Annotated in this window: 6 protein-coding genes; 1 reads left to right on the top strand and 5 read right to left on the bottom strand. The window is 40.8% G+C overall.

All coding sequences use genetic code 11. The features are described from left to right. Nucleotides 1-12 precede the first annotated feature (12 nt). From C825_RS02245 to C825_RS02225, 5 genes are all read right to left on the bottom strand, one after another. A complete protein-coding gene (locus C825_RS02245; RefSeq protein WP_010801247.1) occupies nucleotides 13-1,635 on the bottom strand; it encodes a RagB/SusD family nutrient uptake outer membrane protein in 1,623 nt (540 codons plus the stop codon). A gap of 15 nt (nucleotides 1,636-1,650) precedes the next feature. Continuing rightward, nucleotides 1,651-5,001: a TonB-dependent receptor gene (locus C825_RS02240; protein ID WP_010801246.1), complete on the bottom strand. Its 3,351-nt coding sequence runs from the start codon at nucleotides 4,999-5,001 to the stop codon at nucleotides 1,651-1,653. 130 nt (nucleotides 5,002-5,131) lie between these two features. After that, nucleotides 5,132-6,145, bottom strand: a complete 1,014-nt coding sequence (locus C825_RS02235; protein WP_010801245.1) for a FecR family protein — start codon at nucleotides 6,143-6,145, stop codon at nucleotides 5,132-5,134. A gap of 56 nt (nucleotides 6,146-6,201) precedes the next feature. Beyond that, a complete protein-coding gene (locus C825_RS02230) occupies nucleotides 6,202-6,765 on the bottom strand; it encodes an RNA polymerase sigma-70 factor (protein ID WP_009860543.1) in 564 nt (187 codons plus the stop codon). 217 nt (nucleotides 6,766-6,982) lie between these two features. Then, entirely contained in the window at nucleotides 6,983-8,194 is a 1,212-nt protein-coding gene (locus C825_RS02225; protein WP_010801244.1) for an ROK family transcriptional regulator, read from the bottom strand. Nucleotides 8,195-9,300: 1,106 nt separating this feature from the next. On the opposite strand from C825_RS02225, the gene C825_RS02220 reads away from it, so the two are divergent. Then, nucleotides 9,301-12,609 carry a SusC/RagA family TonB-linked outer membrane protein gene (locus C825_RS02220; protein WP_010801242.1) on the top strand — a complete coding sequence of 1,103 codons (3,309 nt, stop codon included), beginning with the start codon at nucleotides 9,301-9,303 and terminating at the stop codon, nucleotides 12,607-12,609. Nucleotides 12,610-12,618 lie beyond the last annotated feature (9 nt).

Raw genomic sequence — 12,618 nt, 5'->3', positions numbered from 1 at the left:
TTAAAATTTTAATCAATATCCCGGATTCTGAGTCAGATTCTTATTGATATCCCGTTGTGACTGCGGAATAGCGAACAAGTAATCTCTATCTTTATTGAAAGATCTCTTATCCAATTGGATATACTGTGTATTATCCGCAGCAAATTTAGCTCCGCGAGGATTGCCATTTAGTGCCGTCTCGATCGTTTTCCAACGACGGATATCATAGAGTCTTGTCCCCTCGATAGCCAATTCACAACGGCGTTCGCGGCGTACAATAGTCTGCATATCACCTGAAGCCGGGTAATTCAAAGCAGAAGCGTCTGTGAAACCGGCACGTTCGCGGATCGGACGGATCGTCTTGTTCCAAACGGTTTCGTTCATCTCACCCAGTTCTGTTTTTGCTTCAGCATACATCAATAAGACATCGGCATAGCGCATCAGAATCAGATTCAAGCCGGAAGCAAGACCTGCCGGAGCGGTCGGATCAAACCATTTACGGAGATAATAACCTGTAGCGGTGGAGTTCTGTCCCGGACCGATATATTCATCCAGATTAGCAGCACCTGCATCGGCAGAAGAACCCGGTTTGATATAAATTGTGGACGTTTTGCCGTTACCGTCTGTCCACTGGTAACCATGGTAAACGATAGTAGCCTGCAATCTAGGATCTCTGTTTATGTAGGGATCGTCTTCTTTATAGCCGGAACCGCTTTCATGAATCGACCGGCCATTTTTCATGATATAATCGTCCACCAGTTCCTGTGTCGGAGCAAAACCGTTTACACGTCCGCCCACAGACAAGGGAATCCCATCGTACATTTCACTCCAGGTTCTCAGATTCAGCAGATATCCCATATCCAGGATCACTTCGCTGTTGTATTCGTTTTCCGGCAAGAACAGACCTGCATAGCTTGAAAATAATGCATATTCACCATATTCGCCATTGATTATTTTCTCGCAGACAGACGAAACATTCTGCCAGTCGTTCTCATACAGATAAGTACGGGCGAGCAGAGTCATAGCAGCCCCTTTTGTGATCCGGCCGTTATCAGCTGCCGCATATTCCTGTCTTGTCGGCAATGTACCGACAATATCATTCAGTTCGTCACGGACAAACTTGATAACATCCGCTTTCGGCGAGCGGGCAATCGTATTAGCCTCTTCGATTGTCAGTGTATAGTCAAACAAAGGAACATCGCCATAATTATTAGCCAGGCGGAAGAACAGCATGGCGCGAATGAAACGTGCTTCTGCCTTCATCCTGTTTTTTAATGTTTCATCCATGTCGGGGACACGATCAACATTTTCCAGGAATGTGTGGCATGTTTTAATGCCTTCAAAACATTTTTTCCAATCTTCAGAGAATCGTCCCAAAGCGGCGTTTGCCTGACCCGAAATAATCAGTTTCTCATCCGTACTACCACGCCCTTCGTATAAGTTGTCCGATAACCGTTCGTCTGCGAAGAAATAGCCAGAACTCATCATCTGACTGTAAGCCATGCTCAATACGGAAGAAGCCTTTGCCTCGGAAGTCCAGTAATTCAAATCCGTAAACTTATTGGTAGGAGCCAGATCCAAATCATTACAAGATACGAATGATGCAAGTATAGCGCATGCTATACTTGGCAAATATTTCAAAATATTCATTTTCATAACAAAGTCTATGTCTTAAAATTCTATATCCAAACCAAATCCATAATAAGTCAGTGTCGGGTAGTTACGTCCGCTGTTTGCCCCAATGCCACCGATGCCCCCCATATCGCTGCCGAATTCAGAAGATTCCGGATCGATAAATGAGTTCTTGGTAAATGTCAACGGATTTTCGGTATTTACGCTGACACGTAATTTCTGTACACCAAACTTCTGAGTCAGTGCCTTCGGTAAGGTATATCCGATCTGGATATTCTTTACACGTAAGTAAGCTGCATTCAACAAATAAATATCTGATCCGGCCATACCCCAGTTGTTCGTAGAAGAAGATGAGCCTGGGGCAACTAAACGAGGCCATTGGGCATCCGGATTTGTCGGAGTCCAGAAATCCAACTGATGTTGATAAATACAATAGGAATAGTTTGAGTGGAATGGTTCTATCAACTCACCACGCAGATACATGGAACGTTTGCCCACACCTTGCAGCATGACGTTCAGGTCAAAACCTTTCCATGTCATATTATAAGTGAAACCGAATGTATAACGCGGAAATGCATTACCCAATATTACACGGTCTTTCTCATCGATGACACCATCGTTGTTCTGGTCGACATACTTCACATCACCGGGCTGAACGGAAGCTCCTACCGGCAGCGCACTGTTCGCAATCTCATCGTAACTCTGGAACAATCCGTCTGTTTTATAACCGAAATATGAACCTAACGGCTGCCCTTCACGAATCAATTTATACAACTGGTCATTCTGGTCAATACGTTCTTTTCCTCCGAAATCGGTCACTTTATTCTTTGAGTCGGAAACATTGAAATTGAAGTTATGCTGGAAATCGCCAGAATTTAATTTGTAGTTGATCGTTAATTCCCAACCTCTGTTTTTCATTTCGCCAGCATTCTCCTTGGCTGCAGAACCGCCATAGATAGACGAAACTTCCGGTGTTAACAATATATTAGATGTCTTCTTATCAAAATAGTCTACGGATAAGAATAAATTCCCATTCAGGAAAGTGGCATCGGCACCGATATTAAAGTTAGCAGATTTTTCCCATGTCAGGAAGGCATTACCATCCGTATAGCTCGTTCCCGGGACAGATATGCCATTGAATACATAGCCGTTGTTGTTCATCTGATAGACAGTCTGGTAAGAATAATTGTCCACATTCTGATTTCCTAGTACACCGTACGATGCTCTCAGTTTCAAATCGCCGATGTTACTCTTATACGTATCCATAAAGGCTTCTTCAGACAAACGCCAGCCGGCAGAGAACGAAGGGAAGAACCCCCAGCGCTGATCTTTGGCAAATTTTGAAGAACCGTCATAACGGAAAGAGACATCTCCATAATACTTATCCATATAATTATAGCCTACACGACCAAATACGGAAGTAATGCTTGTCTGGTCCGTATCATTGTTCGAGTTTTTGTTATCTTTATTCTGGATGGATTCGTCTGTTGTCGGCAATCCCAGGTCTTCATCCGTGTATTCCCAGGCAATACGGCTTGCTTGTTTTGTGTAAGATTCGTTTGAAACACCGACCAATGCGCTTACGTTATGGGCATTATTAAATGTACGGTTAAAATCCAATAAGAATTGTGTACTCAGAGTATAACGCTTTTCATTATAATCTTCAGTCATTGTATTGGAGTGCATGTACAGTACCGGATTCTCCAAATCGGCAGAAGAATACAACGGCACTTTCTTGTCGCGCCGATAACGATGATGCTGAGTCAAATCCAGACCTACCAAACCGGTTGCTTTCAAACCATCGATGATCTTAACATCGAGGTTCATACTTCCGATGAAATTGTCTTCGTCTTTCTTCTCATAACCGCCGTCCTGCAACAATGCCAACGGGTTGTCATCGCCGACTATATCATTGACCAGATATTTGTCGCCTTCCATAAATTTGTAGTAATAATAAGAAGGGACACGGGATGAGTTGATGATCGTGTTTCCTGTACCACCGGCCACAGTTCTGTCTTTACGACGGTTATAAGCCATCAAGGATGTCAACTTAAAGCGTCCATATTCCGTACTCAGATTACTACGGAAGTTATAACGTTCCATACCGAAGCTACCCTGGAAGTTACTCTCCTGGTTATAGTAACTGGCGGATACCATGTAGGTCGTATTTTCACTACCCCCGGACACATTTATATTATAGTTCTGTTGGAGACCGGATTTGATGATTTGGTCATACAACCATTCTTCTTCATTACGGTGATCATACAAATCGCGAATCTGGGTTGGTGTGAACTGGGGGGCACTACCCACATTCATATTTGCCTGGTTTCTCAACATGGCGTTTTGCCAGCCTTCGACCGGTGAAAATAAAATATGCGGGTCCTGGATACCGACCTGTCCATTGAACGCCACAACAGGTTTACTGCCTTTGGAACCTTTTTTAGTCGTTACCAGAATAACGCCATTTGCAGAACGGGAACCATAGATGGCTGCACTACCTGCATCTTTCAGGACAGATACATTATCAATATCGTTCGGGTTCAGATTGTTCAGAGTCGATGAACTCGATACCAATCCGTCGATAACGATCAGCGGGTCATTGTTCCCCATCGTACTGACACCACGGATGTTGATGTTCATACTGTTATCGTTCGGATTCGCATTTTTGCTCTGGATAATAAGGTTGGCAGAAGCTCCCTGCAACGCTTGAGTCGCATTGGTTACCGGACGATTTTCAAAAATCTCGCTGTTCACCTGGTCCACAGATCCGGTAATACTCTTACGGGAACGGGTACCATAACCGACAACCACTACTTCGTCCAGTTTCTGGGTGTCTTCTTTCAATGTAATACGAAAATCACTTTTCCCTTTCAGAGATACCGATTGTGTCAGATAACCGATGAAAGAAACGTCCAATGTGCCATTTTCCGGAACTTCTAACGAGAAATTACCGTTAAAATCAGTAACCGTACCGTTCGTTGTTCCTGAAACAACGACGTTTGCACCGATAACAGGCTCGCCTGTTTCATCGACAATAACACCTTTTACGTTCTTTACTTTCTGATTGACCGCATTTTGGGAGGGAGAGGTAATGACGAGATAGTCACCTTTTACCGAATAAGTATAGCCTGTACCAGCCAGCACCTGACTCAATACATCCAATACTTCCACATTTTTCTGATTAAGCACAACTTTCTTGTTTACATCCAACTGTGTGCCATTATAGGCGATTTTGTACTTGGATGAAGCTTCAATCTTTTGGAATGCTTCCTTTAAAGAAACAGTCCCTTCACTAAAGGAGACCTTTTGCGCATTGATCTGCAGGCAACCTGCGATCAAAAAGCTCAGACAATAGGTTCCAATTCGTCTGGATTTGTGTTTGTTCTTCATATGTAATTAAAATAGTTAAACAATTGCACCGATTTGAGTACGTACTCATCTATAATGACAGATGGAAAAAACGTTGCACCCAATCAATCGTAAAACTTTTTCAAATTACATGTGATTTTTTTATTGTTTCCTATTTCAGATAAATACTTTTCCCGTCAATTTTATATTCCAGACCGGGTATCAACTCTTTCAGAAGCATGAATATATTTTCTACCGATTCATTTTTATTAAAATGAACTGTCAGCAGATTCTTATTATAGGCAGATGTCTGCAAATGTATATCCAATCCATATGTACGTTGCAGGATACGAATAATATCAGTGAATGAATAATTATCAAACAGCAAACCTCCCTCACGCCAATCAGAATAATCGGCAGAAACAACCTTTCTCACATCAACGCTTCCGGATTCTATATAATAGACCAATTGCTCATCAGGCACCAGGTGAAAAGTTTTCCCCTCTTCATCCTGCAAACGGACTTGTACAGCCCCTTCTTCAAGCGTAGTCGCAATCTGCCCTATTTCAGGATAAGCAAAAAGATTGAACCGGGTACCCAACACCTCGACATTCAGTGTCCGGGCTTTAACGATAAACGGTTGTTCCGCATTCTTTTCCACCTCAAAATAACCTTCACCTGACAAATAAACTTCACGTCTGTCTCCCACAAATATAGAAGGGTATATCAGTACACTACCGGAATTCAACCAAACTCGGCTACTATCAGGCAAAACAACCTGCTCACGCTTTCCCGCAGGAACAAAATGTTCTATCAGCGAAACAGTCGCCAACACATCTTTCACACTGGTTGCTTGCCAATAAAAATAAACGGATGTGGAAAACATAATCAATGGTAAAAGCCATATAGCTGTCAGTTTTACCCAAAACGGCATGATCCGCACATTTTTTGATGCAGATTTTTTCTGTTCCGTAAAACCTAAATTCCTACTCAATATGGAATAAGCCTGCCGGGGACGAGCTTCATTCATTTCCGGAAATCCCATAGTATCCCAAACCGATTGCAATGCCTCATCAACTTCCGGTCTGTCCTCTTTTTTCAATAGCCGTCGATGTATCTTCCAGTTCATCTCCTCCGGGAGATCATGGTGAAAGAAATAATCAACTATTTTTTTTATATAACTCATTTCTCCTTTACGATTATATTATAAAGACTACTCTCATGCTATTCACCCCTAATTTTTTAACACAAATAAAGTATCAATAGGTATAATAAGATTTTTCTTAACTCTTTTAACGCCAGATTCAAGTGATTCTCTACCGTCTTCTTGCTCAGATCCAATTTCTCTGCGATCTCTGCATTCGATAATCCCGCTTCACGGCTCAGCTGATAAATCAGTTTACGCTGAGGCGGCATATTAGCCACTACCATATCTATCAAAAGTTGTAAATCTTTTGCTATCAGATCTTCATCCGGTGAGTCATGAGCCTCTTCCTCAAAAGGCTTTTCATTCAACCTTTCTATACGTATTTGTCGAGCCTCCAAAAAATTAAAAGTAGTATTTTTAGATAAAATGAACAGATAAGCTCCCAAATTCCTGACATCGGCAAACATACTGCGACTTCCCCACACTTTTGAAAAAACCTCCTGGGTAATATCTTCCGCATCTTGTTGCGATTTAACCAAGCCGTATACAAAATTGTGGACTTTAGGATAATAGTGCATGAATATTGCCTGAAAAGCATCTTGGCTTCCCTGGACCAGTTCCTTCACTAATAGTTCCTCGTTGATAGATTTTGTTAGCATAGCAGCAAATATACGAAGCTAATATTTAAATCAAAACGAACACTGACAATTTATTTTGTCTAAGTTGATCTTAATAGGATATTTAAGGTATTTCAATTATAGTTCCATCCCAATGAAACTTTTTCCCCACTGTAACGGGTTTTATTCCCCACTGTAATGGGGAAAAATCCCCACTTCAATAAAATAGTGGGGAATATTGAGATAACAGACCGACAAATTAATAATGAATCATCCCAAGCATTTTACTTCTGGAAAGCAGACATGCTCCTAATGCACCTGCACGTTCTCCTAACTTAGAAACTTTGATCTCAGTATCCTGAGAAACCAGATTCAGTGAATATTTCCGTATCGCACTTTTAATAGGCAGACTGATATATTCGCTGGTCAAAGACAAAGTTCCGCCGAGTACCACCAGCTCCGGATTGAAAATATTCATAAGCCCGGCAATTCCACGACCCAGCTTCTCACCCATTTCTTCCAGGATTTCGATGCAAAGCACATCTTCCTTCTGGATTGCCTCTATCATATCGGCCATTTTTATCTTCTCCTTTTTCTCTATTTTCTCAGCGAGAATAGTACTGCTACCTTCGCGGTAACGTTCCAGCAACTTACGATGCAAGGCAGAGCCGGATGCTTCGGTTTCAATACATCCCTTTTTACCGCAGTGGCACAGAATTTCGTTATCAAAGAAACAGAAATGCCCGAATTCACCGGAAAAACCGGACTTACCATAATACAGTTCACCGTTTATAAAGATGGAAAGTCCTAATCCCCATCCCATATTAATGAACAATATATTTTTTTCACCCTTTACGACACCCTGCATATATTCACCATACATCATCGCACGAGTATCATTTTCGATATAAATTTTTATATTAATGCGTTCTTCCAGAATCTGGGACAACGGTTTCTCTTCGAAATAGAAAATACTGTAGCTATAACCTGACACAGGGTTGACACGCCCGGAAATATTAACGCCTACCGCCAATACTTTTTCGCGAGGGACACTCAACCGGTCAATAAAATCATTAATTAGATTGCATAACATCTCCAAAGCCTCCGGCGTATTCTCCAATGAATACGGGATATTTTCTTCCACACGCAGCTTGTCTCCTTTAAAATCGACTGCTGCAATATTAATTTTACTCCGGAAAACATCCACTCCGACAAAATAACCGGAAACCGGGTTCAAACCATAGATATTCGGCTTGCGTCCTCCATTTGTCTCCTGTTTTCCAAAATCCAGGATATAACCGTCATCTAGTAATTCTCCTACCAATTTCGTTACGGTAGGAATACTCAAATCCATTTCCTTGCATAACTCTGCAATTGTGGCATCGCCATTGGCTATATAATAATGTATAATCTTCTTTTTTAATAATGCACTACGATTGCTATCGGCCGTGATAAGGAATTTTGTATTCATGGTGTTCTTTTTTGTCTACTATAAATTTGAATAAACAAAAGTAGATAAATATTCTTCAAATAGTCCTCTGAGTAAATAAAAAAAATCGACAATAAACGTTCATATAAGCCCCATTCATAAGCCAAAGATGAGACTTACTTTCAAAAACAAGGTTTCCTTTTAAACAAAAAAATAGAGAATATCATAGTCTTTTAAGAACTAAGATACAAAAAGAGAGTGTTTTGGCATATTAACAGAGATCTCCGGCATCCTCATAGCTGATTCATTAAAAATTCGAAAATCATAAGTTTATTTTAATTCATCTTATTATAATGAAAAAGTAAGCCATAGTTCATACAAGACTCAGGTTCATTACAATGAATAACATCCTTCACCTGTAACCAGACTGATGATATTTCGTGATTAAGAATATCATTTAGATCGCTAATATCCAACCCTTTGAGCATAAACAGATCATATTTATCTTTCTCATTCATACATATCACTTTAATAAAGATATAAAATTAGCATATTATCAAAGTAGGAATTAGGTACCAAAAAAACTCTTTTTCATTGTCAGCTCACAATACCCTTTTCGCTCTTTTTTTAAATACAGCGCAAATATAAATAAATATTTTTAATAATATACTCCACAAACAGAAAATTATTTCATATATATCGCAGAAAAGATCCATTTAGAAGGCATTCTTCAAATAAAACAATCTGTAATACAAAACTTTCCTAATTCCGCAAAACACATAATATTGCATATAAACAATGATATACAAAACATAGACACATATATCATATTTATAAAAAACATATAAGCTTCATTCAACACCTGAGTCTTGTATGAACTCTGGCGTACTCTTATCCTACTCTTTCCCATTCAATTATATCCAAAAGTCGGAAAACATTTCAGATTCTCTATCGAATTAAAATAAAAATATGTATCACCTAAAAATCAATGCTTATGAAAATGAGATGAATCTACCCGAATGCTACTAAACGTACATTGAATGCAAATGTTCCCACGGCTAAAAAACTGCCGTATTAATCGATTTATTTTAAAACAAAAGGATTATTGTATTACTCCTTTATACGATTCAAACAAAAATAACATCATTATGAAGAAGAATCTTTTTATTCTAATACTATTCTCTCTTTTACCGGTTATTACATGGGCTCAAGAGAGTATAAGTGTTAAAGGGGTTGTCTTTGATAACCTAAATATGACCGTGCCAGGTGCTTCCGTAGTTGAAAAAGGAACACAAAACGGAACCGTAACGGATATGGATGGTAATTTCACTCTACAAGCGAAAAAAGGATCTAAACTCGTAGTTTCCTTCATCGGATACAAAACGGTTGAAATTACAGCGACAGATAAACAAGTATTAAAAATCATTCTTAATGAAGATAGTCAAACATTGGATGAAGTCGTTGTTACCGGTTATTCCGGAACTCAGCTACGCTCCAAAACGACTAATTCCATAGCAAAAGTCAAACAAGAAACATTAAATGTAGGTTTGTTCTCCAATCCGGCGCAAGCACTCTCCGGAGCTGTCTCCGGATTGAAAGTAATCCAATCATCGGGAAGTCCGGGAGCCGCTCCGACAATCGTCCTCCGTGGTGGTACTAACCTCGATGGAACAGGATCACCTCTGGTTATAGTCGACGGACAATTGCGTGACGGCTTAAATGACATAAACCCGGAAGACATAGAATCAATGGAGGTTATGAAAGATGCGGGAGCAACTGCCATTTACGGAGCACGTGCCAGTAACGGTGTAATTCTCGTCACAACTAAAAAAGGAAAGGCCGGACACCGGGAAATAAACTTTAAGGCTAAAGTCGGTTTAAACTATGCTTATATGCCTTATGAGTTTTTAAATGGAGGCGAATATATCTCGGCTTTACGCCAAGCCGTCTATAATGCGGGTAATCTCTTTACCGACAAAAATGGAACTGTAAAAGGCTACGGTCCTTATTCAGGCGGTTCATTGGAAGGGGCACAACCTTATGGTACCGGTAACGTATATGGAAAATCAGTGTACAGTCCTATGTTTTTAAGTAACGAGAACGCTAACCTTCTGGAAAAAGGATGGCAAAAAATGACAGACCCGATCACCGGAAAAGAAATTATTTACAAAGACACGGACCTTGCCAGTTATAACCTGAACAACCCGTCTCTCACTCAAGATTATAACATAAATATGTCCGGAGGAAATGATCGTGCTACTTATTATGCAGGTCTGGGATACAATCATCAGGAAGCCGTCCCTATTAATACTTACTACGAACGGTATTCATTTGTAACTAATGCAAGTTACAAAATTGCAGATTGGCTGACCTCCAAATCCTCTCTGAATTACAACCGTGCAAACTGGAAAAACATGCCGGGATCAAACGGGTCGGAAGCAAACTATTTCGGTCGTATCATGTCTTTACCTCCTACGGTTATCTTCGAAGATGAAGAAGGCAACATGCAATTAGGACCGGGAACCGCTGACGGAAACCAGTCCTATCAACCGGAAAAATGGGAGAATTTTAACCAGTCCGACAAGTTCACGATGGTACAGGCATTTCAGGTTGACCTAATGAAAGGATTAACACTTAACGCATCTGCCAATTGGTATTACGCCGAGCAATTAACAGAATCTTTTACAAAAGATTACGAGAAAACTCCTGGGGTATTCGACCGTACACGCAGCAGCAAAGCTGATTACAGCCGTGATTTCAGACAAACTTACAATGCCGTCCTAAATTTCACACGAACTTTTGCGCGTGATCATAACGTTGATTTAATGTTGGGTACCGAATATTACGATAAATACTACCGGTATTATAAAGCGGAAGGTCAGGGTGCACCGACAGATGACTTTGGAGATTTAGGACTTACAGATAAAGGCGAAAACAAACGTACAATAGATTCAGAACATAAACAGCTGAGAATACTTTCTTTCTTCGGACGTTTAAATTATGATTTTAAGAATAAATATTTACTTTCAGCTGTTTTCCGCCGTGACGGTTATTCTTCTTTACTGGGAGACAACCGCTGGGGATTCTTCCCAGGCGTTTCGGCCGGTTGGATATTTGGACGCGAAGATTTTGTAAAAGACAATTTGCCAGTCCTTTCCTTTGGTAAATTACGCATGAGTTATGGTATCAACGGAAATGCCTCTGGTATCGGAGAGTATACGCTGCAAGGCTCTTACAACACGCAGACATACAATGGCAACATCGGTTACCTCATAGGAAGTCTGCCTAATGCCGGATTACGCTGGGAAAAGACAGCGACATTTGAAGCAGGTCTCGATATGAGCTTTTTTGAAAACAGGCTGACAACCAATTTTACTTATTACAACCGCCTGACTTCCGATAAATATGCCAATCTGAGCTTTCCGACTTCAACCGGCTTCTCCTCTGTAACCAACAACAACGGGGAGTTACGTAATCAAGGTCTTGAAATTGAATTATCCGGAAAAATATTCGAGAACAAAGACTGGTCATGGACTGCCAGCGGTAATATTTCATTCAACAAGAATAAAATCGTATCGTTGCCTTATAATAATCTGGAAAGAAACAGACAAGATGCATTCGAAATCTATTCCGGCAATAAACTGCCAGACGGTTCATATGAAAAAATCTGGGTCGGTGGCTATCAGGAAGGATATGAACCTAATGTTCTGTATATGTATAAAGCCGAAGGTATTTACAAATCGAAAGACGAAATTCCAACCAACCTGATTGACAAACACCTGGGAGACAAGACTCTCTATGGAACAGGAGTATGGGATAACCTTAGCGCAAGCGAACAAAACGGTACCAGCAACCTACCGATCCAACCGGGTGATGTTAAATGGAAAGATGTAAACGGCGATGGTGTAATCGACCAGTACGATAGAGTAAAAGTCGGAAATACGGATCCGCATTGGACAGGCGGCTTCAATACAACCTTGCGCTGGAAAGGATTACAACTGTATGCCCGCTTTGACTTTGCCCTCGACTTCTGGATTTATGAGAACTCTGCCCAAAGTAAAACACCCTGGTATATGGGCTGTATGCAAGGTTCCTACAATGTACCGGCCGAATTATACTACGACACATGGTCGGAAGACAATCCCAATGCAAAATATCCGCGTTTCCTTTGGGCAGACCAGTTAGGGAAAGGCAATTATAACACAGCGTCCACCCTTTTCGCCTATAAAGGGAATTATCTTGCCATACGTGAATTGTCGTTAAGTTATTCGCTGCCTAAAACATGGACGGATATGGCTAAAATGCAACAAGCGTCTGTCTCTATCACAGGACAAAATCTCGGATATCTGACCGGAGCCAAGAATGTGGCAACACCTGAAGTGGCAGCCAACGGCCAGGCTGGATCCGGTTATGCCCTGCCCCGCTCAGTTTTATTTGGGATAAACGTTACTTTCTAATTCAATAGT

Source organism: Parabacteroides sp. ASF519 (genome assembly GCF_000364265.2).
In the GTDB taxonomy this organism is placed as follows: domain Bacteria; phylum Bacteroidota; class Bacteroidia; order Bacteroidales; family Tannerellaceae; genus Parabacteroides; species Parabacteroides goldsteinii.
This window is presented reverse-complemented; position numbering and strand designations above follow the sequence as displayed.